This window comes from Hirschia sp., assembly GCF_058892565.1.
Genome location: NZ_JBZXVU010000033.1, coordinates 1 through 25,308 on the forward strand (window position 1 = coordinate 1; position 25,308 = coordinate 25,308).

Consider the following 25,308-nt stretch of genomic DNA (forward strand, 5'->3'; position numbering starts at 1 on the left):
CATTGACAAATTGGTCCAACAGGTAGAAACATCCCACTCCACGACTGGCAGAGTTGTTTTGACACTTAATATGCGGGGAATCATCCCAGTTATTCATAAGGAAAATGGAGTTCACACAAGCATATGGCCCGGCTCTACCAACAAATAGCTCAAGAGTTACAATATGAGATTGCTACCGGTGTCTTTCAGCTCAATGAGCGTCTGCCGTCTGAACGAGTCCTTGTCGAGCGCTTCAATGTATCCAGAACAATTGTAAGAGAAGCACTTCTTTATCTGGAAATTCTAGGACTTATTTCAATTAAAACTGGCGCAGGTGCGACTGTCATCGCAAAGCAAGCCATAAGCGATTTAGGACCAGACTCACAAAATGTCGGCCCTTTTGAACTTTTGGATGTGCGTATTTTTGTTGAAAGTGAAGCCGCTTATCTAGCCGCTAGTCGTATTTCCGAAATTGAGTTGGAACGCCTCAGACAAATTCTTGATGATATGTCGATAGAAAACCAAACCCAAACCGATGATGAATTAGCAGACCGTGAATTTCACCTCACGATCGCACGCGCATCTGGAAACTCAGCTTTAGAATCAACAGTTGCACACCTGTGGAGTCTACGCTCAGAAAGTCCCCTTCTCCTTAGCACCAGAGATAAAGCCAGAAAAAACGGTATTAAGCCAGTCATCTGGCATCATGAAGAAATACTCAAAGCCCTAGAACGCAAAGATCCACGCGGTGCCTATGCAGCAATGCAAAGTCATCTTGTCTGGGTCAAAAGCGCGTTCTTAGACTCAACCGACATAGACAGCTCGGCTCCTACGCCCAATCTAAACACACAAAAAATTGAACCTCCTAAATCAGAGACGAATTAAAATGACAAAGCCATTGAAACTAAATCCCGACAGATTGTTTCCAGCCGACTCAAAAGAACGCGATATTGCGCGTAATCTTTATAAGTCAGTCGCTGATTTGCCAATTATCTCCCCTCACGGGCACACAGACCCGAGCTGGTTTGCTGATGATGAAGCCTTTCCTAACCCAGCCCAATTGCTGATTACGCCTGATCACTATGTCTTCAGAATGCTTTACTCTCAGGGCATTGCGCTATCAAAACTTGGCGTTCCAACAATAGATGGCTCCCCCACGGAAACAGACGGCCGCACCATTTGGAGATTACTCGCCGAGAACTATCATTTATTTCGCGGTACACCTTCTAGAACATGGTTGGACTGGGTGTTTGCCGAAGTCTTCAAATTGGACGTCATGCTGGATGCAGAAACATCCGATCTTTATTATGATGTTATGGCTGAGAAACTAAACTCACCAGAATTTCGCCCAAGAGCACTCTATAAGAAATTCAATATAGAGCTACTTTCTACAACAGAAGGTGCATTGGACGATTTACGTCACCATAAGAAAATCTCAGAATCTGGTTGGGATGGTCGCGTCATTACTACCTATCGTCCAGACAGTGTGATCGACCCTGAATTTGAAGGCTTTCTTGATAATGTTGAAGCATTTGGAAAACTCACAAATGAAGACACAACCGACTGGGCTGGATATCTAAATGCTCACCGCAGCCGCCGCGAATATTTTAGAAATGTCGGTGGAGCAACAGCAAGCGATCACGGATTTGAAACGGCAACGACCGCAAATCTGTCCCCTCAAGATGCTGAAGCTCTTTTCAACCGTGTCATCAAAGGCAATTGCTCAGCCCAAGATGCTGAATTATTTCGTGGTCAAATGCTAACTGAAATGGCCCGCATGAGCTTGGATGACGGCATGACAATGCAGATACATGCAGGAAGCTGCCGTAACCATAACCAATCGGTATTCGAACAATTTGGGCGGGATAAAGGTGCGGATATTCCTGTGCAGACAGAATACACACGCGCTTTAAAACCATTGCTAGATGCTGTTGGAAATGAGCCGTCTCTAACTGTTATTCTCTTCACTCTAGACGAAGATAATTACAGCAGAGAACTCGCTACAATGGCTGGTCATTATCCTGCTTTAAAACTTGGACCTCCATGGTGGTTCCACGACAGCCCTGAAGGTATGCGCCGCTTCCGTGAGAAAACAACAGAAACTGCTGGTTTCTACAACACTGTTGGTTTCAATGATGACACGCGCGCCTTCCTCTCAATTCCAGCACGTCATGATGTTGCCCGCCGCATGGATTGTGGCTGGTTGGCAAAACTCGTCGCCGATCACAGATTGGACGAAACTGAAGCAGCCGAAATCGCTAAGGACCTCACATACAATCTGCCGAAAAAAGCCTATAAATTATGAAGACTCCAATCATCATTCTTCACGAAAGAGACAATGTCGGCATAGCGCGTGCCGACATTGACACTGGCGACACAATTCTTGACGACATACTCGCAATAAACGCGATAAAAAGTGGACACAAAGTCGCCACTAAAGACATAAAAACTGGTGACTCTGTTTTAAAATTTGGACAACATATCGGCACCGCATCGACAAATATTCAGCGCGGTGAGCACGTTCACATCCACAACATAACCGCAGAACGAAAAGAAAATGCAAACTCCGCTTCCAGTAAATGGCAGTCCTCCCCTCCTGAAACGAAAGCCACTTTCCAAGGCTATGTCCGAGCAGATGGAAGTGTTGGAACACGCAATTACATTGGCATTCTAACAACGGTAAACTGCGCGGCGACTGTTGCGAGACAAATTGCTGAACAAGCCAAAACACAGCTAGCAAACTACCCTAATGTGGATGGTGTTGTGGCCCTAACTCACACGACAGGCTGTGGAACATCCTCTTCTGGGGAAGGCACAGATAACCTACGTCGAACCATTGCTGGATTTGCACAACATGCGAATTTTTCAGCTGTCCTCATTATAGGGCTAGGCTGTGAAGCTAATCAGCTAAGTGTGCTACTAGAAAAACAAAGCCTAACTGAAAGTGATCGTCTCAAAACACTACAAATTCAACAAGTTGGCGGCACACGCCATGCTATTTCTCAAGGGTTAGAAATTGTTGAAAACATGATGGAAGAGGCAAACAAAGCCAGACGATCTGAAGTCAGCGCGTCCCATCTTTCACTTGGGCTTCAATGTGGAGGTTCCGATGCATTATCGGGTGTCACAGCCAACCCCTCATTGGGGGTCGCAGTGGATATGCTTGTTCGCCAAGGCGGAACAGCCATACTGGCAGAAACACCTGAGATTTATGGTGCTGAAGAACTCCTGCTGAACCGCGCAGAGACAGAAACTGTCTCGCAAGATCTACTAGAACGTATTGCATGGTGGGAGGATTATGTCGCCCGCAACAAGCAGGAATTAAACAATAACCCCTCTCCGGGAAACTTAGCCGGCGGCTTAACAACAATCCTCGAAAAATCACTTGGTGCTGTCGCTAAATCCGGCTCTTCTCCTCTATGCGGCGTATACCAATATGCTGAAATCATTAAACAAAAAGGGTTAGTCTTCATGGATTCTCCAGGATATGACCCTTGTTCTGTTACAGGTGAGATAGCCTCTGGCGCAAATATGATTTGCTTCACAACAGGTCGTGGTTCTGTCTTCGGGGCAAAACCTGTTCCTAGCCTAAAAATCGCTTCAAACTCAAACCTTGCTACCTATATGGATGAAGACATTGATGTTGATGCCGGCCAAGTCGCAATGGGGACCGAAAGTGTTGAAGATGTTGGAGCCAGAATATTCCAACTTATCCTAGATACAGCATCTGGGCACCAATCTAAATCTGAAGAATTTGGTTTCGGTGACATGGAATTTGTACCTTGGCAAATCGGTGCAACCATATAATTTAAATTATTTAAAATCATATAGTTACAAACTATCACAAATACCATCGACAGGTTTTCAGGTCATGATCGTTTAATACGGGTGTAACAGCCAAGGTATAGTAATGATCATGACCGCTCCCGCTATTTTTGTACGAAAAAATATAAAGAGAACCTCCCCCCTCGTTTTCTTGACTATCCTCTACTCAACTTGCTCCCCTTTAGCTTTGGGACAAGAAATTAGCGCCTCGACAAGCACACCCGTTGAAACAGCAACCTTAAACAATGGGTCAGCAAGTGATCTAACGATTACAGATGATGGATCGATCGAGTGGGACGGTGTAGATGACCAAGTCGCGGTTACCGTAAACTCTTCAAATAACGTTACAATTGACGGAGACATCACTTTAGAAAACTCAGACAATAATGTCGGCGTCAAAATAAACCCAAACCTTTCTTCAACCATCAACCTTTCAGGTGCAATCAATCTTATAGAAGATTACGCAAGAACCGACACTGATGATGATGATGACCTCGACGGACTAATTGCTGAAGGAACAAATAGACACGGAATATTTCTGGAAAGTGGCGGCATCAACACTGGTGATATCATATTGCAGTCGGGTTCAAGTATTTACGTGGAAGGCAACAACTCTACAGCGGTCACATTGCAGTCAGGCTTGAATGGCAATTACATACAAGATGGGTCGATATCAGTATATGGTGCAAATTCAACGGCATTAGACATACAAAATGATGTAAACGGAAATGTTCGTGTGAGCGGAGGTGTCACAGCCAATGGTGAAAATGCATCAGCTATTTCCATAGCAGGAGATATTACTGGGAACCTCACTCTAGAAAACACAATCACTTCGACAGGATTCACCAGCACAACTTCATCCAATTATATTGGTCCTGACGATATCGATGACGATACTGCTGCATTGGAAGATCGTTTAGATAATGATGACCTGTTCAATAGCGCTTCCAGCGTCAGCATCGGCGGAAGCATTGCGAATGGTCTTCTTATAAATGGATACCACGATTATGTGGATGATGGGATAGCCGCTGATGATGACGAAACAAAAGATACCATTGATGATTACAATGAAAATCGCGGCACTGGTTATATTTCAACATATGGCTCATCCCCTGCTCTTCAAATTACACCTGACTTAATCATTGGCTCAAGTTCAGATCTTGTGCTGGGTTCTGTTGTTGAGACAGTACGAGACACCCTTGATGACGACGAAGACGAAGACACTAATGAAGTGCTTGCAACCTTCAATTTTGATCAAGGGCTAGTAAATCTGGGAACCATATACGCAGATGGTCAGAATGTTGGCTTTTCCGCGACCGCACTTGAAATATCTGGAAGCGCGGATGGCAACCTCAACACAATCATTACAAATGGAATACTGAACTCAGGAACCATGAGCACCACTGCATTTGAAGCAAATGCAACTACAGTGAATTTAGGACAAGGTGCAATAATATCGTCAATTACAAATGATGGAAGCATCATATCCAATAGTACCGGCTCCAGCGGAAGCCATTCCATTGCAATTCAAATTGGCAATGGAGCCAATCTCGAAACTATCGAAAACACAGGGTATATTACTGCAAAAATCACCGATGATACTGGATATTCAACTGCTATACTTGATCACTCGGGGACTCTAACCTCCATTTTCAATAATGGGTACATTTCTTCATACTATGTAGACGATGATTCCGACGATGACGAATATGACGATAATGACAACAAGATTTCGGAATTTACAGGCCGCACAATCGCAATAGACGTAAGCCAGCATACAGCCTCACAAGGCGTGACAATTGTTCAAGGAAATACAAATTCTACCTCGCCGTCCATATATGGAGACATTCTTTTTGGAGCCGGCAATGATACGCTAGACATTCAAGATGGAACTGTCGCCGGAGACACATATTTTGGAAGTGGAACAGCCAATTTTTATCTATCAGATGCCACTTACACAGGCGATGTGCACTTTGAAAGCGAAGGCTTCAATTTCCAAGCCACACAAGGACAATATTTTGGAAACCTGAACTTCTACAACAATTCTGGATCTGCTGTTTTTCAAAACAATTCCTACTTTTCCGGGTCACTTTTAGACAGTGATAATATCGACCTGATTATTGATACATCCACCATTTATATCTCTCAAGATTCTCCAATTACGCTCGACTCCCTCAATATTACGGGCGCAAGCACGCTGGGTGTAATAATTTCAAACTCAGAGCATATAGACACCCCATACATTACAGCCACCAACACAGCCATTGTTGGAGATTCAGTAACTCTGAGCTCTCAATTCACGAATTTTGTGGGTGGAGATTTTTCTAGAACTATTCTATCCGCCCCCTCTATAGATGTAGATATAGATAGTATTTCACTTGATACCTCAGGCCTTTCATGGCTTTACAATGCCGAATACATTCTCGACCAAGAGGCCGATGGGAACCAGTCGATTTCTCTTCAATTTTCTCAGAAGACTTCAGAAGATTTAGGTTTGGACGCTCAGCAAGATCGCACATTTGCGCCGTTCATCGAGATGATTAGCAATCAGCAAAATGCTGGCTCGGAATTTGTGAAAATTACTGACGAGACAAACTTCCTTGAAGCATATGAATCCATCCTGCCTCAACATTCCGATGTAGCCCTACGTCATCTTGATGCACACACCAATACACTAAACTCAATGGTGAGCGAGAGAATGGCGCTTTTGCGAGACTCCTCAAACTCCTCTAATGGGTTTTGGCTGCAAGAACTTGTGTCTCAGACCACTGTAGATGCTAGTGAAAACGTAAATGCTTATAGTGGACGAGGTTTTGGCTTTACGGCTGGTGTTGATCGACGCATCGGATTTATAGATTCAATGGGTCTTACTTTCTCTATTAATGACGAGAAATACGAAACAACAACTTCTGCATTTAATGAAACATCTTCGACCAATTTTGCACTTGGTTTTTATATCGCAGAACGCATTGGATTTGCTGATCTGCAAATGTCTGCTCAAATTGGTCAGACTAACTTTAAAAGCGAACGAGAGGTCAGCTTTGAAGGCTTCAATTCAGACATTGAAGGTGATTGGAGCGGACTCACACAAGCTTATTCAACCCAGATATCCAGCCCACAAAAACTGGGATGGCTTCGTGTAACGCCTCATATCGGCGCAAGCTATATTAGCTTAAATCAGGATGCATATGAGGAAACGGCGAGCAACGGATTTAACTTTGCATTCTCAGAATCAGAGTCGGACAAACTAACCGGATCAGCAGGTGTCTCCCTTGGGGTATTTTGGCCCTCAAATTCAGGCAGGAATTCTTTCGACTTAAGTGAAAACCAACAAAGCAATTCCTCATTAAATGGCTGGCATGCTGCCGTAGATCTTGGATTAAGGGACACATTGTCTTCTACAAACTACGATGCTGTAGCAAATTTCGTTGGGTATGATTCAGCTTTCAATGTTTATTCCGATGAAATATTCGAACAAGCATTTTCAACTGGAGTTTCTCTTGTGGGAATTGGTGATTTCGCGTCTTTCAGGCTTTCAGCAAACGCCGAACTTTCCGAAGGTGCCTCTATCTATAGCGGAGCTGCATCTCTCAGATTTAAATTCTAGACCGCCCAATCAATGTAAAAGACCATAAACTCTCAATTGTTGCGTTGACTGAAGGAGGCTGTTCTTACATTTGCTCGTTTGAGTTTGTGTTGACAAAACAAAAAATAGCCTGCCCCAAACGAGGCAGGCTTTTAGTAAGGACGGTAGCCCGGGACGACTTTACGAGAAAGCCAAACCACCATTCACATCTAGGTTTACGCCATTGACGAAAGATGACTCATCAGACGCAAGGTAAGCCACGACATCCGCGACCTCATCAGGGTGTCCTTCGCGACCAAGCGCTGTCATACCCGCAACTTTTTCACGAACTTCATTCTTAGAGAATGTATCGTGGAATGTTGTTGAAATCAGACCAGGATCAAGCGCATTCACTCGAATGCCACGTGGACCAAATTCTTTGGCCATTGAGCGTGTGAAAGTCATGACCGCGCCTTTGGAAGCTGCGTACGCCCAAGCGCCGCCACCGCCACCATCGCGAGCAGCTTGTGATGCAAAATTCACAATTGAGCCACCTTTAGGCATGTGAGGTGAAACTGCTTTTGTCATCAAGAACGTAGAATTGAAGTTCAAGCGCATAACGAGATTTACAAAATCCTCGTCCATTTCAGCAAGTGGTTTACGTGCAACTAGACCACCGACCACGTTTACAAGCACGTTGATTTCATTTCCAAAAGCTTCTTGCGTTTTGGCGACAAAATTAGCAACATCTTCGGCTTTGGTCATGTCACCTTGAACGAGGATTGCTTCACCACCAGCAGCTTGTACTGCTTCTAATGTTGCTTTTCCCTCTTCTTCACTATCGAAATAATTGATCGCAACCTTTGCGCCTTCTTTAGCCAATTTAAGCGAGATACTGCGACCAATGTCACGCGCACCACCAGTTACAATAGCTACTTTGTTTTGAAGTCTCATGGGGAAGTCCTTTTACTTTAGGGATTTTTAAAAAATGAATTATTGGGTTTTTGAGCGAGGCTTAAGCGGTTCAATTTTTCCACACAGCAGCCAAACACTAGCCATGCTTAAAATTGCTAACGTTGCTCCAATAAGGAATGCAGGCGCATAATTTCCGCCCTGTGTAAGCCAAGGGACCAAATAGGTGAGAGCTGCTGCTCCCAGCTTTGCCGCGGTCCCCGCATAACCAGACAGAGAGCCAACTGATTTGCCGCCAAACAAATCGCTTGGAAGTGTCTGAATATTACCAACAGCAGTTTGAAAACCGAACAGAATGGTTGCCATCAACATCACAGCTAACACCGGCGTCACAGCAACAGACATTGCCAATAAAGCCGGAAGCATGATCAAGCCACCAAGTGTGATTGTGAGCTTGCGAGTCGCGTTGACTGACCAACCGGAATTCAAGCGGTTCTGTGCTAAAAGCCCACCAAACCATGCTCCAAACATGGCACCTACATAAGGCACCCAAGCGTATAGTCCGATTTCCTTGACGTTAAATCCAAATTTTTCGTTCAGATAGATAGGTATCCAGAAAACGAACAACCACCAGATAGGGTCAAGGAAAGCCGCAGAGAGAATAGCACCCCAACTCTGTCTTCGAGAGAGCATTTCAGCTGTGCCCGGATTATACTCCTCAGCAACCTCACCTGTCACCTCATCAGGTTTTACACGTTGACCTGTGAGAATAAATTCGCGTTCTTCTGGAGTTATCCAAGGGTGCTCATCAGGTCCGGCTTTCATTAAAATCCACCACGGAATCAGCCAAACAAAACCGACAGCACCTACCAAAATAAAGATAACATGCCAGCTAAAATGAACGGATAGAAAGGCAATAATGAGTGGTGATATAATTCCACCAATTGCCGCGCCTGAATTAAAAATTCCTTGCGCGAGAGCGCGCTCATTCACGGGAAACCATTCAGCATTTGCTTTGGTAGCACCGGGCCAGTTTCCTGCTTCCGCAGCACCAAGAATACCACGAAAAATACTAAACGATAGAACACTATTCGCGAAGGCATGGGCGGCTGTCGCTAGCGACCACACTCCAATGGAAATCACAAAGCCCAGACGTGTCCCGATCCAATCGAACAATTTTCCAAAAATCGTCTGACCAAGCGCGTATGAGAACACAAACACAACTGAGATTGTCGCGTAATATTGCTTAGTTTCATCGACAGTTTTGTCAGGCCAAATTTCTTTAGCCATGTCTGGCCATAGATAACCAAGCGTACCACGGTCGATATAATTGATAATTGTTGCAATCGCGACGAGCCCGACGACCCACCACCTTAAACCGGAGATTTTCATGATGCAGCCTCCTCTAAAAAGCCTTTAAATATGATGGGGTTATCGCAGCACATGGACTGGGCCGCTCCATTCTATGATCTGATCGTCCAACTCTAATTGATGCGCTGCGTCTTTTGACGTGTCATCCGCAACCAAAAACTGAATAGTTTTGTCATTTTGAGTGACCAATTTGTACACAGCCACATCCTCAACTTGATCAATGTCGATGGAAGAAATGGTAGACCCATTAAAAACGGCTGTTTCATTGTCTGCGTCATACGAGCCATCTCGCTCATAAACTGTGACGAAATTCACCGTATCTGAATTGGCACGAAGGATCATTGCCTCTTCAGACCTCAGATTGTGATCAGGGTCATTTGCTCCCAATTTAGTAAAGATCGCTTTGTATGGAGTATCAGACGCGAACGTAACTGTTTGAAAAGCAGTCCCTAAGAAGAGCGAAACTTCCTGACGGCCTTCTAATTGCTCAGTCTCTCCACTTTTCCATAAGTGTTGATAACCAAAATCAGTTCCTAATGGCGTTAAACTGGATGTTTCGTACTCAATAGGAAACTGAGACTTAATCAAATCACCCTTATAGTGCATGGGCAGATCATATTGGTGATCCGTATCACTAATTCCACGCATGATATCAATAACATAAGGCTGTTGCCCATCGTCACGGGGCACCATCGCAACTACACGCTGAAGGTTCACACCATCATAAGCTGTATCAACTTCAGCCGCTGCAATTTGAACACCGTTAACAACGCCATATTTCAATACATCTGGGCTATATTTCTGCGACAATCTCCAGTCACCGCCATAGTGACTGACTTCGTCAACAGCCAGCGTATTGTGAGCGATTGTTTGCTTTGCCCAAGAATCATTTTCAGGAAGATAGCGTCCCCCAAATTTGGAAACGATATTCAAGAAACGAGACGCACCATAATCAGCGACGACTTCTTGACCATTGTCATTATATAGGAGACCTAATTTATCGAAGTGGCCATGACCTAGCCCCTGCGTCGTTGCTTTTAGAACGACAGCTGAATCATTTGTTTTTTCACCTGAACGAAGCACAATCAGAGCGCCATCTTCACCATTAGAACCATCTCTAAACATTTGAGATTTGAAATTGAATGGCTTGGTGAGCCCCGCCTCAATATCGTCCAGAACTTTCTTTCCTTCTGGAGTTGGCACAACATCACCTTGATATTTCACAATATCCAAGAAAGCAGGATCTTTTGTAAGGTCGTATGCTATAGCAACGCCATATTTCAACTCGATCGTATTCAAGCCCTTTGAGCGAATAGCATCATTGAGCGGGAAAAATTTGCCAGCATAACTCAACTGCAAAGTCGTCGAAATTGCTTTAAGGATGATGCCATCGCGATAGTTGAATATTTCACGCTCTGGCTCATTCTTCTGAATTGCTTGCGAGAACAACAAAAATGGCATCATAGCATAGCGCTGATAATATGGGCCTTCTGCGTAATATCCATCTGGAGAAAACAGGATATCCATCTGCTTGAGAAAGCCGGCTTCTCCATCTTGATTCAATCCGTAAAGCGACTTCTCCACACGCTCAGGCTGATCGAGCACATACCCAGTCATACCAACAGCTGCGGCTGCCCACGTGCCATGATTGTGGATGCGGTCAAAAGTTTGCGGTGATCCCTCGGACAAGAAATCGGCCATTGGGTTCAATACACCCCGCTCGATTTTCTCACGATCCTCTGGACTAACGTCATCACGAATGACTTCATACCCCTGAATGGAGTAAACGAGCCAAACTGCTTCATTCAGTCCCTGCCAGAACAAACGCCCAGCTGTCGAAGGCTTATGCTCTGGGTGCAATCCTAAAGTGGGATACAGATCAGCGTAATCGAGCAACACATCGCGTGCAATATCGCGGTATTTAGTGTCGCCTGTGTAATCATACAGCATGCCTGCTTCATAGATCGTTTTATAGTTTTCTTTGTGCTGCTCATGTACAGGTCCACCACCCGCATCAACCGGAACTGGAACAGGAATACCAGCTTCAGCACGCGCGATAATGGTGTCGCCAAGCTTTTGCATTTGTAGTTTAAATGCTGACTGTTCAACTGTGCCTGACACTGGTGCGACTGCTTCTGCGGTGACGGCCAAAGGTGTCGTTGATTTAGTGTTGTTATCGAAAGACACACACCCTTGCACGCAAGCTGCCATGCCAAGAGCAACAACTGATTTGTTGATTTTTTTGTACGTTAAAACTGACATCTACTTACGCAAGTCCTCTATGTTAAGAACTGATGCAGTCTCATCACCATTGAGGGAATTACCCTCCAAAAATGGTTTTGGTTTACCAGTTGTAACAACAAACTTAAACGGTTGTGATTGTTCGATTTTATTGCCTTCGAACGTCAGAACCTGAGCACCATGTAACAAGGCTGATGGCCCACCAGCTGTGCCTACATTTGTGAAAGTAGAGCCTTTAAAACTAACAAGAGGCCCAAAAGTACTTTCATCACGGCCACCCCTGTACACAATTACAGCTGGCCCGGCGATATTGGAAAAATGAGAATTTTCAATCTCTAAAGACTCAACATTATACATCCCAAAATCATCAGTTTCTGCATCCAATTTCACGACAGAACCTGAAACGTCTGAGAAATCTGAATTGATGATTTTTATATCTTGATAAAGCGTACCTTTTGATGCGTTCACAATAGCAAAGCTACGATTGACGACAAAATCACTGAATGTGGAATTTTGAATGATAAGCGTGTGGTTGCTTCCACCACCTACTGATGTCGTGGTGATGAAACTATTGCCAACATTATCTGGTGCTCTTGCTCCAGACACGTTCACACCACTAAGTTTCAACCCTGCTTTGCCGGAAAGAACGAACATGTTCTTGCGCTCAAACGAAAGGTCGACGCTACCATTTTCTTCAGCAACAATAGTAATTGGGAAATCAAGCTCAATGATTTTTGCTTCATTGTAAGAACCTGGTGCAAGTACCAACCGGTCTCCTGCCTCTGCAGTCTTGATTGCATTTGAGATTGCATTTTCATCCGGCGAAACGGCAATATCTTTGCCGGTATCAAATGGCGAACCAGTTCCTACTTTGGGATACCACGACACGCCTGTCGCTTCGCGTGGAACACCATATTCTGAGGCATCTATTTTTTGCTTAAGATTTGGCTCAACCTCAAACCCAGAAGATATCGCCTCAGGAGGCGCTTGATTAGATTTGTTTCCAGAAAATTCTATCCCACTCATATCATCATGCAGCGTGATCGGAGAAACACCATCATCACTGATTATCGTATTGTTTTTAAAAGATGAATTAATCGGAACGGCAGAGCGCTCATTGTCGCTCCCCTCACCGAGTTCCATAGCAGCAATGTTTTCAAAAACATTGCCTTCAATCATTGCGCCATTCACTTGGTGATATCTGTTAATCGGAGAATTTGGCACACCATTCATAACAACCAACCCTCCAGAAAAACGTTTTCCCGTTAGGTCTTTGAAATAGTTATTCTTGATAGTTTGCTGCGCATTGATGACACGAACACCACCGGTGTAAGGTGTACCATTTCCATCAAATAAATTATTCTCGATCAGATTTCCGTTACCATGACGAAGTGTCAACGTACCGCGAGATTCAAAGAATGTATTATTGCGAAATGTATTTCCACCCGATTTATTAGAAATAATTTCAACTTCACCACTACAGCGGTCAAAATAATTGTGCTCAACACGTGAATTAGAATTTGTTAGCGAATAGTGGCTTGTCCCAATGCGGAAAGTTTCTCCACCGTTCGAGCCTAAAACAGGGCGTGGTCCAAAATAATTGTGGTGAACAAAATGGCTATTTTCTTGGCTTTCTTCAGTGTTCAAACGAATTGCCATCGTCGGGCCTGAATTAAGCTTACCCGCCAAATGATTGTGATCAAATTCGTTATTTTTACCATACATCACCACCCAAATGTCACGCTGTGAGCGATCTGGATTATTAAAATCATCGATAACGGTATGTGAAACACGCGAATTATTCGCCAATAGTTTGCTATCCACTCGGAAACTTATAACTTCATTGCGGGGTGTGTAACCATTGCGGAAGACCAATCCAGATACGATCAGGTGCTCACCACCTAAACGCAAACTAGATTGCCCTGTTAGAAAGACATTGCCTTCTGTTTCTGCGCTCAACCATATGGGAGCCTCAGCTGTTCCAACACCTTTAAACACAGCATCAAAATCATTCCACTCACCATTCGCCAGAACGATCATATCACCCGGCTGAGCATTCTTCACTGCTTCTTTATATTCAGCTTGGTCCTGCACAAGAATACGCCGAACCGGCGCAAGATCTTGATTTGAAGCACCCACTTCAGAACCAAGAGCCGCACTCTCCTGCTTAGGCGCAGAACATGCGACCAACGCCAAGGCGCTTATTGAAACAAGCAACGCTCCAGTTTTCATTGTGCTTTCTCCCGCTGAGTATTTTTTTGTATTTATGACATGAACTTATATTTACACACAAATTTGTCAACCAAAACGTCATACCAATTATATATATTTTTTCCACACCCATCTTAAAAAACAGCCAAATCAGCAATAATGTGATATTTATACTACATTAAATTGATATATTCTTCTATTTTATACCAATAAACCTAAATAGGTATTCCAATTGGTTGACAAACAGGTCAGCATCACGATGTTGGGGCGCGAGTAATAACAATAATCAGCTCACGGAAAATATGATCTTAGGGAGAGGTCTACGTCATGACGAACCATCCAGTAATTTCGAATGCATCGAAAAAAAATAGAACTAGCTTCATCAAAATCGCACTTCTAGGATCAGCAGCACTATCTTTTTCAGTGCCAGCAGCCTTCGCTCAAGAATCGGCAGCAGAAGATGCAGAAGCCATCAACAAACTAGACACAATTGTTGTCACCGGCTCACGCGCAACAATTCAAAACACAATCGATCTCAAAAGAACAAACTCAAGCATTGTGGATGGTCTATCAGCTAAGGATATTGGCGACCTACCAGCTCTTTCTATCGGTGAAGCACTCGAATCCATCACAGGTGCTGCATCTCACCGTGAAAACGGCGGCGCAACAGAAATCTCAATTCGTGGTTTAGGTCCATTTCTGAGCGCAACAACATTTAATGGCCGTGTAGCGACCAATGGGACTGGGGACCGTTCTGTAAACTTCTCCCAATTCCCTTCTGAACTTATGAACAAGCTGGCCATCTACAAAACGCAAGATGCTAGCCTTATCGAAGGCGGTGTCGCTGGTTTAATCGCTTTGGAAACTCTAAAGCCTCTTGATTACAATCAGCGCCGCGTTCAATTTAACTTGACTGGAAACTACAATCCAGACCAGCAAAACATTGACAACACAATGGCAGGCGACCTTGGTTACCGTGGCACTCTAAGCTATGTGGATCAATTTGAACTAGGCGGCTTGGGCCAGCTTGGTTTTTCTATTGGTGGTCAACGCAGTGATATTTCCCAACCTGAACAAGAAATGCGCTCATCTAGCCCATCAGGCACATCTCTCTTTGCCTGTATCGCTGACGCAACCGACCCTGACTCACGCGGATATGCAGCTAGCAGCTCTGGTGACTGTGAAGACCAAGGACCAAACTCCAGCAATAATGATGGCTACAACACAACAATCGACCCTGAAACAGGTTTGGCAGTTGATGACGGTCTAGACTATGCATGGGCTGGTTCATCACGTGGATACCGCCAGAACGACACTCACGACACAAGAGATTCACTCTTCACTGCCCTTCAATGGCAGCCAAATGATCGTCTTGATATCAATGCAGACCTACAATGGTCCGAACGTGTTCAGAACGAAGATCGTCACGACCTGAATTTCTCAAACATGAAACGTAGCGTTGCCGGCGACACATTAGACAGCCTAATATTCCAAGACAATGGTGTTGTACAATCCATAACAACTCAGTCTGACATCGAGTCCAATGGAGAAATATACGAACGCACAGAAGAGTATCTAGGATACGGCCTTAGTGGTTCGTTTGATGTGACTGACAAACTCACAATATCTGCTGATTATTCTTTCTCTGAGACGACAAGAGACGAACTTCAAGCGTCTATTCGTGTCTCAAGTCAGGGTGGTCCAGGTAGTGGCGGTCGTGAGAACCTAAGCTGGGCACGTGATGGCGATGGCTTTGTAAACTACACAGTGCAAGATTTTGATGTCACAGACATTTCAAACTACACAGATGGTGTTCGCCTTCGCGTAGACCGCGATGCAGAGCGCAGAAATACTGTTGAAGCTATTCGCTTTGACGCAGAGTATGACTTAGGCATGGGACCAATCACATCAGTTGAAACTGGTTTCCGCTTATCTGATCTAGAGTATGTAAGTTATGCCGCCACGCGTGACGAATACAATGCCAGTGACTTTGATTCATCCAGCGTACCTTGTGAGACTGGTTTTGCGGAAAGCGGTTTCTTATCCAGCGCCTCTGACGCTTTGGTAACTCAAATCGATAGTGACGGAAATGTTGTAAGTACAACAAACACTTGGGCTGTCTTCGACAATCAATGTCTAGTTGACTACATCCTTGCTGAAAATGGTGAAACATCACTTGTCTACCCTGACAGTGACCCAGACAGTCTAGACAACACCAACGTCTTAGAAACAACTCTGGCTGGTTACGTTATGGCCAACTATGACACGTCTCTAGCAGGCAAGCCTTTCAGTGGTAATTTTGGTCTTCGCGTCGTTGATACTAAAGTCAAATCTCTTGGTAATCGTACGCCTGTAGCGGTAATCACAAACCCAGTTGATGGCACACTTTCACTTGAAACAGATGGTGATGCAGTCGTTCTATTCGGTAAAGGTGAGTACACTGAGTTCCTGCCGAGCTTTAACGGAACACTAGAGCTTCGTGACGACATTCTGCTACGTGCCGGATTATTTAGAGGTATGTCACGTGCTGACCCCGGCAATATGACATTCGGTCGTGATTTCAACGAAAACAACGAAGAAGATGCACCAACAACTATAGAAGAACTGATTTCAGTTGAAGGTTCCGGTAACCCAAATTTCCAACCATTAATGTCTTGGAATTATGATATTGCTGCTGAATGGTATCCAAATGATGACTCCATTCTGGCTGCCAGTATCTACTATAAAAACTTCACAGGCGGATTTGAAAACTCAACCGTACTCGAAGACTTTATCATTGATGGCGCGACTGTTACTTTACCGGTTAGCGTAACGGCCACGAATGAAGACACTGCAGCTCTTTACGGTATTGAACTAACAGCATCTCACAACTTCTCCTATCTTCCAGGTCTATTTAGCGGATTTGGTGCCAAAGTTAGCTTAAACCTTGCTGAATCAGACTTTGAATTTGAGGACAGTCTATATGGTGACCTCGGCTATAGAGACGCCGATGGTAACCTAATTCAGACAAATGTCGGCATCCTTCAACCAGGTAACGTACCTGGCTTCTCTGATGTCGTTGCTTCTGGACAGATTTATTACCAAAAAGGCAAATTCGACAGTTCACTCATTTACAAATACCGCAGTGAATACTTCCAACCATACACAAGCAATGGAACACGCTTGCGTTATGTTGGTGATGTTGGTGTGTGGGAAGCTCGCGCTTCATATGATCTAACAGAAAATCTGTCTCTTACAGTGTCAGGTATCAATCTGTTTAACGCACCTAAAGAGCAATACTTCTTCACCAATGATAACCTGGGTGAGGTAAACTATTACGGCCCTCGTGTATTCTTCGGAATCAAAGGAAAATTCTAGAATTCATTTTCTAGATTTTCTAATAAATGAAGCTGCTTGAATTGGCATGACAAATTGGTTAACATGTCAATTCAAGCTCTCATTCCGAAGCTTATAGTCTCAAGAAATTGAATCTAAATGGCCGACCAAAGACTCTATCAAAAAGTTGCGAATAATATTTTAGCGCTTATTGCTTCAGGGCAATACCCTCCTGGCACACGCCTTCCAGGTGAAAGAGAATTAGCGACTCAATTTGGAGTCAGCCGTGTTGTCGTGCGAGAAGCTGAAATCGCACTGGAAGCATTAGGCCGTGTAGATATTCGTGTCGGTTCAGGCGTATATGTTCTAGAAAAAACAAACACACCCACTGGGGCACTTCCAACCGTCAGTGCATTTGAACTTACTCAAACTCGGCTTTTGTTTGAATCAGAATGTGCCGCACTAGCAGCGACAATGATTACAGATGCCCAGCTAGCAGAATTGGAAGAAACGCTCAACCTCATGAGCGTGGCTGACGGCAACTCATCAGATGGCGAAGAAGCCGATAGAAACTTTCACTTACTTATTACCAAGGCCACACGCAACGAAGCCAATATGTTTTTCATGGAAAACTTGTGGCGTATGCGCACCGAAATTGAAGCTGTCAAAAAAGTCTATTCAGCAGTTTGTGTCGTCGATTCAGGACACCGCGCTGAAGAACACATGGAAATTTTTAAAAACCTAAAGAACAGAGATGCGGAAGGCGCACGAAACGCTATGCGCACCCACTTCACGCGCTTACTATCTGCTCTATTGGACGCATCCGAACAGCAAGCAATAGAAGAAGCAAGGCGCAAAATCTCATCTGAGCGCGAGCAATTCCTTAAATCTGCACTGCACAGATAATTCGCTCAAGACCACTCAAAACAGTCTAAATTGGCTATCGGCACGCATTAAATTTAGGCGTTCTCGCTATAGTCTTGGGCAAAATAAACACCAACAGATTATTTTGCCCACAGTTCAATAACAGCTTTTGACGCAGAAGTTTTTATTATGCCTATTTAAATCGTCATTCGTCGCAGAAGGCGGAGTCTAATCCCGAAGCAGGGTGAACGAACGAGAAGAAATTCTGCTTTTTCAACCTATTTGTTGATTTACAGGCTTCTTTCTCACTTCTTCCTCCTTTGCTGGCTTTCTTTGAAAGTCCGAGCATAAATGACGAGAAACGACTATGAAAAATATCGGTAAACTCAACCTTCTGACAACAAGCCTTCTAGCTGGAACTATCATGACTTCGTCTATTTCAGGCCTAGCATATGCTGAGGAGGCAGAAGCTGCACCTCCTGCCACAATTAAAGAAGCCTTAAGCGCATCAAAAGCGCTGTTTAACTTCCGTCTGAGATATGAAGGCGTCGACCAAGATGGCGTCGATAACAGCGCCGATGCACTCACTTATAGAATTCGTGCGGGTTTAGAAACAGGCAGCTACAAAAACACATCTTTCCTCATTGATTTTGAGCACATCGGTGACTTGGTTGATGATTTTAATTCAACAACAAATGGCAAAGGCACCTACCCTGTCGTAGCCGACCCAAATGTGACGGAACTCAACCGCCTACAATTAACGAACAAATCCCTACCTGATACGACAATTGTTCTAGGTCGCCAGCGCATTATTATGGATGATGCCAGATTTGTTGGAAATGTGGGATGGCGTCAGAATGAACAAACATTCGATGCACTTCGTGTGACAAATGAAAGTATCGGAAAGCTAAAACTTGATGCTGCTTATGTAACCCGCGTCAATCGTATATTTGGCGACGAGCACCCAACGAATGGTCACTGGACTGGCGATAGCTACCTCATCAACGCCTCTCACCCAACACCATTGGGCAACCTGACAGGTTTTGCCTATTTGATAGATGCTGATGAAGCCAGCGCAGCCTCATCTCAAACTGTCGGAGCACGTTTAGCTGGTAAGAAAGACGCCGGTGCCGGCAAATTAAGCTACGCTTTTTCTTATGCCCAGCAAGAAGATTATGGCTCATCAAATCTAGATTATTCCGCTGACTATTACCTGTTAGACGCTGCGTACGGTATTCAAGGATTTGTTTTTGGGGCTGGGTATGAAGTTCTTAGCGGTGACGACCAACGAGCGTTCAATACACCTTTTGCAACATTGCACAAATTCCAAGGTTGGAATGACAAATTCCTTGTCACCCCAACAAATGGTATTGAAGATCTATACGCAAAAATCGGATATACACTTGGCGATGCCGGCCCTTTAAAAGGTCTCAAATTCCTAGCCTTGTATCATGATTTTTCAGCAGAAACAGGTTCAGCAGATTACGGATCCGAACTAAACTTCGTTGCCTCTGCAAAACTGGGTTCTCACGCACTCACACTGAAATACTCCGACTACAACGCAAATGATTTCTCCACCGATACTTCAAAAATATGGGCCTCAATTGACTTCGCATTCTAAACAAATCGATCAAGCCATAGCAAACAAAGGCCAGCAGGATTCACTTGCTGCTGCGCCTTTGCGTGTTTTGCTCATAGACGACCTTCCTGAACGCGCCGCACTTGTGGAGCAAGGGCTTAGTGATGCAGCAATTGTTCACACAGCAAATCAGGTTCACGGGCGCGCCCTACTGGACCTCATTGCTGAGATACAACCCGATGTCATCATTGTGGATTGTTATTCACCAGGTAGAGACTCTATCGAAAGTCTTAGAACAGTTGCTCAAAATAATCCCAAACCTATCGTTATGTTCGTTGAAGAAGAAAACCCGTCTGGCTTTCAGCAAGCAATTGATGCAGGTGTAAGCGCATATGTTGTGGATGGCTTGACGCCCAAGCGCGTGAAGCCTGTCATAGATGTCGCTATTGCACGCTTTAAAGTCATGGACGGTTTACGCACAGAACTCAAAAAAACCAAAGACGACCTCGCCGCTCGCAAGGTGATCGAAAAAGCAAAAGGCATGCTCATGCATAAACGCGGCATGACCGAAGATGAGGCCTTTGCTGCAATGAGAACCATGTCTCAGGAGCGCGGTAGTCCAATGAAAGATATTGCGGAAAATGTGATTTCTATTCTTGGCTTGCTCGAAGGGTAGTCGCAAAAGGATGACCACGATGAACCAACATAATTTAGCTATAGGTTTTGCTCGCCTCTCAGACTGCGCTGTTCTCACCGTCGCCAAAGAGCGCGGATTATTTGAAAAATACAATCTGAACGTCACGCTTAAGCGCTATAAATCTTGGGCAGCTATGCGTGATGGTCTAGCGAATAAAGTCATAGATGCTGCAAACATGCTTGCACCCATGGTCGTTGCTTCAGCAGCTGGCATCAGCCCTTACCCAGAAATATTCACGAGTAGTTTTGCATTTAACTTAAATGGCAATGCAATCACCGTCTCCAATGCTCTTTTCCAGAGCATGCAACATATTTCTCCAGATACAATGTTACGCCGCCCCTTAAGCGCGCATGGGCTGAAGCATGTGGTAGATGTTAGAAAAGCAACAGGTCAGCCAAAGCTTGTTTTTGCCCATGTCTACCACTATTCCATGCATGCCTATATTCTAAAATACTGGCTAGCTTCCGCTGGCATTGATCCAGATCAAGATGTTGAACTTGTTGTTATTCCTCCATCTCAAATGGTTGATAGCCTACGTGCAGGACAAATCGACGGCTATTGTGTCGGCGAACCATGGAATAATACTGCAGTCCTTGCAGGGCTGGGTCACACACTCATCACCTCTTCAGAAATATGGTCAGGGCATATAGAAAAAGTGCTAGCAGTGCGTCACAGCTGGGCCAATCAACACGAAGATATTCACCTTGCATTGATCAAGGCACTTCTAGAAGCCGCCGTCTGGGTGGACAGCCCCAATAATCGTTTAACTGCCGCACAAATGATCGCATCCGCTGAGTATGTAGATGCACCCTTGGATGAGATCGTCAGCTCTCTGACAGGCAAAAATAGGCAGACAGGCGGCAATCTTCGTCAAGATATGCCAGATTTCAATGTCTTTCATCGTTATGCAGCAAACTTCCCTTGGATATCCCAAGCGAAATGGATTTTAACGCAAATGGTGCGATGGGGACAACTCGCAGATGATGTGGAATTTGACGCGGCAGCCTCTTCAGCATTTCAGCCAGAAATTTACCGTAAAGCAGCAGCCGAACTGAATATCGCAGCTCCTATGATCAACGAAAAAGTCGAAGGAGCACAAGAGCATGCGTGGGTCTTAAAGGAAGCAACACAACCCATAGCCATGGGAGCCAACCAGTTTATTGATGGACGTGTTTTCAATCCAGCTGAAATTAATTCTTACTTAAGTGGCTTCTCAAATTCATCTGTCAGCCGTACTTCTGAAGCTATTAAACCAGATATAGAAATCCAAATAAATTAAGCTAAAGTGGCCTGCAGGCTCGCTGCATTGCAAAGACTATATGGATAACGGATAAGCAAAATTGCAGGGTTTTTAACGCCTTGCTCTTTTGTATCGTGTGCAAGGCGACCCAAAACTGTTTTTACAGATCTCATTTGCGGTTGCCCCGCTCGCTCAATCCAATCAGCGGGGGCATCAGCAGGTACACCGGCAGCCATAAGCGTTGATTGAATCTTCCAAGCTTGCGCAACCCCCATATAGAAAGCAACACAAACACCCGGCTTCACGATTTTTGCCCAATCCGGCACCGAGTCAACCTCGGCCGTTCTCCCTGTGGTAACAACAAAACTCTGCAATTCTGCGCGCTCAGTCACGGTAATCACTGCTTCTGAAGCTGCTGCCAAAGCAGCGGTCACGCCGGGAACAATTTCAATTTCAGCACCAACGACTGACGCCGCGGCAATTTCCTCTGCAGCACGGCCAAATATCATGGGGTCGCCGGACTTTAGCCGAGAAACATGTCGACCTTTGGCAACATTTTCCTGAATTGTGCGATTCAGATCAGCCTGCTGCCCCCCCCCATCACCAGCTTCTTTCCCGACATAACAGCTTTCAACATCTGCCGGTATCAGATCGAGCACTTCCGAGCTAACCAACCTATCATACAAAACTAAATCCGAATTTTGGATTCTGGATACAGCACGTAAAGTCAATAGATCGGCAGCCCCTGGTCCACATCCGATCAGAGTCAACTTGCCGTTTAAGCGATTGCAGTCATTGTCGTTTTTCATTCTGCCGCTTCCATTTGATCCAATTTAGACGCATGCATATATTCAGAAATCAGTACGGAAATTTCAGGTTTGCAAGACCCACAATTTGTTCCTGCACACGTAACTTTTCCAACTTCTGCGACCGTTTCAGCCCCAGTTTTTATAGCCGCCTCAATTTCACCTGCACCAACCCCCATACATGCACAGATAACTTTACCACTAACCTCTCCGGCTGGTGGACGACCAGCTAGAAGACGCAATCTAACGGTGTCATCGAGCTTTTTGCCTATATTTTGTCCTAACCAAGCGCGGTCCGCTTCCACACTTCCCTGTGTTGAGAGAATTGCAAACCCTTTCAATAGGTTATCCGAGAAAACACAACGACGCATATTGCCAGTTTTGGTATCCACAAAGGACAATTCTTCATCTTGTGGGTCAACCTGCAGCAATTCTTCCATTAAGGTTTTATAATCCCAAATAGAATTGTCTCCCGCAAGTTCTACACTCCACCCATCATTACGACGCGCTAATGCCCAGTATGAAAACTTCGCCAGAATTTCAGGAGATGGCTCTTCTGAAATCACTGCATACGCCCACCAATCAAGTTTAAATTTTTCAATATAAACAGGTGTATATTTCATTTCTGGCTGGCCAGAAACCTTATCAAAATTAGAACTAGTGATAGCGTCTACACATCCTTTGGAGGCATATCTCCGTGTCCAATGCATGGGTGCGAACGCCGAACCATCTGCCAATCGGTCTGTAACGAGTACACGCAAATGCGCACTGCCCCATTTGCTTTTAACAATTGCAATATCAGAATCGACAAGGCCAAGCTTTAAAGCATCCCTTGAATTTATTTCAACAAATGGCTCTGCAATGTGGGTGGATAAACGCTGCGTTTTCCCCGTCCGCGTCATTGTATGCCAATGATCGCGAATACGCCCAGTATTCAATACAAACTCAAACTCTGCATTCGGTTTTGATGCAGGTGCTTTAACAGGCGTCGATACGAATTTAGCCCGTTTGTTGGCAGTATAAAAATTGCCGCTTTCAAAAAAGCGTTTGGCCCTAGCCTGCGTTTCATTCTTTGGCAAAGGCCACTGAAACGGCGTTAAATCATCATATTGATTTGTCGTAATCTCATCAAAATGCCCGATGTCAAAATCACGCGTGCCATTGTTTTCAAATGCTGACATCTGCGCATATTCTTTAAAAATATCGGATGGATTATCAAACGCAAAACCTTCAAAGCCCATCCGGCGTGCAATATCACACATGATATCCCAATCATGTCGCGCATTGCCAGCAGGTTTCAAAAAGCTACGTTGACGAGAAATTCTGCGCTCAGAGTTTGTAACTGTTCCGCTTTTTTCACCCCACCCCGTCGCAGGTAATTTAACGTGTGCCAGTTTTACCGTGTCACTTGTCTCCACAATATCCGACACAACAACGAAAGGACAATTTTCAATCGCACGACGCACTTTATCTGCGTTGGGCATCGAAACTGCCGGATTGGTTGCCATAACCCACAACGCTTTGATCTTGCCATCTGCGATCGCATCGAACATGTCGACAGCTTTAAGACCCGGCCCCTGCGCCAGATTAGGTGCGTCCCAGAAACGCTGGACCTTATCTAAACTTTCAGCGTCAAAATCCATATGACAGGCGAGTTGATTGGCTAAACCACCAACTTCGCGTCCGCCCATAGCATTGGGTTGTCCCGTAATTGAAAATGGCCCCATGCCTGCGCGACCAATGCGTCCGGTTGCCAGATGTCCGTTGATAATCGCATTGACCTTATCTGTTCCAGTGGAGGATTGGTTCACCCCTTGGGAATAGATTGTCATCGTTTTTTCGGTCTGCATCACAAGATCGAAAAAAGTCACTAATTGCTCAATGGATAGCCCTGTCTCAACCGCAACCTCTTCAATTGCGAGCTCAGAAGCCACTTTCAGCGCCTCTTCAAGGCCATCTGTGAACGCATCCACATAAGATTTATCAAAGGCGGTGGAGTTAGAAAGGTGTACAAATAATGCGTTAAATAGCGCCACATCTGCACCGGGTTTGATGGGTAAGTGCAGATCTGCTGCGTCGCTAGTTGCGGTCTGGCGTGGATCTATTGTGACTATTCTGGTGCCGCGCTGTTCTTTTGCTGCGAGAAGCCTTTGGTGCAAAACCGGATGGCACCAGGCAAAATTTGAACCGACAAGAATAACCAGATCCGTGTGATCTAAATCTTCATAACAACCCGGAACTGTGTCTGCCCCAAATGCCCGTTTATGGCCCGCCACAGATGAGGCCATGCAAAGCCGCGAATTGGTATCAATATTGGCAGAACCAATAAATCCCTTCATCATCTTATTGGCGATGTAGTAATCTTCAGTCAGACATTGTCCAGACACATAAAACGCGACACTATCTGGACCATGCTCGGCGATAGTTTGCAAAAATCTACCCGCGACTAGATCAAGTGCAGAATTCCAGTCTGACTTTTGTCCATAAACAACAGGATCCAACAAACGTTCTTCATGCGTCAGGGTTTCACCCAATGCAGATCCTTTTGAGCACAATTTACCAAAGTTAGAAGGATGATCAGGATCACCCTTAACTTGAGCAGTTTGCCCATCTTCAGATGGCGTCACCAAAACACCACACCCAACCCCGCAATAAGGACAGGTCGTTGCTGTAGATTTCAATTCGGACTCTGATTGGGACACT

Annotated in this window: 15 protein-coding genes; 9 read left to right on the forward strand and 6 right to left on the reverse strand. The window is 44.8% G+C overall.

The genetic code is table 11. The features are described 5' to 3' along the window. Positions 1–123 precede the first annotated feature (123 nt). From AC5EF3_RS12815 to AC5EF3_RS12830, 4 genes are all read left to right on the forward strand, one after another. Positions 124–864 carry a FadR/GntR family transcriptional regulator gene (locus AC5EF3_RS12815; RefSeq protein WP_493548316.1) on the forward strand — a complete coding sequence of 247 codons (741 nt, stop codon included), beginning with the start codon at positions 124–126 and terminating at the stop codon, positions 862–864. Position 865: 1 nt separating this feature from the next. Further along, positions 866–2,284: a glucuronate isomerase gene (gene uxaC / locus AC5EF3_RS12820; protein ID WP_493548317.1), complete on the forward strand. Its 1,419-nt coding sequence runs from the start codon at positions 866–868 to the stop codon at positions 2,282–2,284. Beyond that, entirely contained in the window at positions 2,281–3,786 is a 1,506-nt protein-coding gene (locus tag AC5EF3_RS12825) for a UxaA family hydrolase (RefSeq protein WP_493548318.1), read from the forward strand. The genes uxaC and AC5EF3_RS12825 overlap by 4 nt, the downstream gene beginning before the upstream one ends. A 103-nt stretch (positions 3,787–3,889) precedes the next feature. Further along, positions 3,890–7,411, forward strand: coding sequence for an autotransporter domain-containing protein (locus AC5EF3_RS12830; protein ID WP_493548319.1), 3,522 nt, complete (start codon positions 3,890–3,892; stop codon positions 7,409–7,411). Positions 7,412–7,570: 159 nt separating this feature from the next. On the opposite strand, the gene AC5EF3_RS12835 is transcribed toward AC5EF3_RS12830, so the two are convergent. The 4 genes from AC5EF3_RS12835 to AC5EF3_RS12850 are packed head-to-tail and all read right to left on the reverse strand — an operon-like array spanning position 7,571 to position 14,125. Next, positions 7,571–8,323, reverse strand: coding sequence for an SDR family NAD(P)-dependent oxidoreductase (locus AC5EF3_RS12835; protein ID WP_015828592.1), 753 nt, complete (start codon positions 8,321–8,323; stop codon positions 7,571–7,573). A gap of 39 nt (positions 8,324–8,362) precedes the next feature. Next, positions 8,363–9,673 carry an MFS transporter gene (locus AC5EF3_RS12840; RefSeq protein WP_015828593.1) on the reverse strand — a complete coding sequence of 437 codons (1,311 nt, stop codon included), beginning with the start codon at positions 9,671–9,673 and terminating at the stop codon, positions 8,363–8,365. 39 nt (positions 9,674–9,712) lie between these two features. Next, on the reverse strand, positions 9,713–11,914 hold the full coding sequence (locus AC5EF3_RS12845) for a heparinase II/III domain-containing protein (protein WP_493548320.1): 2,202 nt from the start codon (positions 11,912–11,914) through the stop codon (positions 9,713–9,715). Next, positions 11,915–14,125: a polysaccharide lyase 6 family protein gene (locus AC5EF3_RS12850; RefSeq protein ID WP_493548321.1), complete on the reverse strand. Its 2,211-nt coding sequence runs from the start codon at positions 14,123–14,125 to the stop codon at positions 11,915–11,917. It abuts the gene before it with no gap. Positions 14,126–14,431: 306 nt separating this feature from the next. On the opposite strand from AC5EF3_RS12850, the gene AC5EF3_RS12855 reads away from it, so the two are divergent. From AC5EF3_RS12855 to AC5EF3_RS12875, 5 genes are all read left to right on the forward strand, one after another. Beyond that, a complete protein-coding gene (locus AC5EF3_RS12855) occupies positions 14,432–17,461 on the forward strand; it encodes a TonB-dependent receptor (RefSeq protein ID WP_493548322.1) in 3,030 nt (1,009 codons plus the stop codon). A 117-nt stretch (positions 17,462–17,578) separates the two neighbouring features. Next, positions 17,579–18,325 (forward strand): FadR/GntR family transcriptional regulator, encoded by a 747-nt coding sequence (locus tag AC5EF3_RS12860; protein WP_015828597.1) that lies wholly within the window; start codon positions 17,579–17,581, stop codon positions 18,323–18,325. Positions 18,326–18,650: 325 nt separating this feature from the next. Then, positions 18,651–19,904, forward strand: a complete 1,254-nt coding sequence (locus AC5EF3_RS12865; protein ID WP_493548323.1) for an alginate export family protein — start codon at positions 18,651–18,653, stop codon at positions 19,902–19,904. Further along, a complete protein-coding gene (locus AC5EF3_RS12870) occupies positions 19,888–20,538 on the forward strand; it encodes an ANTAR domain-containing response regulator (protein WP_233356698.1) in 651 nt (216 codons plus the stop codon). Before AC5EF3_RS12865 ends, AC5EF3_RS12870 begins: the two co-directional genes overlap by 17 nt. Positions 20,539–20,557: 19 nt before the next feature. Beyond that, positions 20,558–21,838 (forward strand): CmpA/NrtA family ABC transporter substrate-binding protein, encoded by a 1,281-nt coding sequence (locus AC5EF3_RS12875; RefSeq protein WP_493548324.1) that lies wholly within the window; start codon positions 20,558–20,560, stop codon positions 21,836–21,838. Here AC5EF3_RS12875 and cobA read toward each other — a convergent pair. Next, on the reverse strand, positions 21,835–22,608 hold the full coding sequence (gene cobA / locus AC5EF3_RS12880; RefSeq protein WP_493548325.1) for a uroporphyrinogen-III C-methyltransferase: 774 nt from the start codon (positions 22,606–22,608) through the stop codon (positions 21,835–21,837). The genes AC5EF3_RS12875 and cobA overlap by 4 nt on opposite strands. After that, on the reverse strand, positions 22,605–25,307 hold the full coding sequence (locus AC5EF3_RS12885; RefSeq protein WP_493548326.1) for a nitrate reductase: 2,703 nt from the start codon (positions 25,305–25,307) through the stop codon (positions 22,605–22,607). Before AC5EF3_RS12885 ends, cobA begins: the two co-directional genes overlap by 4 nt. Between the last annotated feature and the right edge of the window lies 1 nt (position 25,308).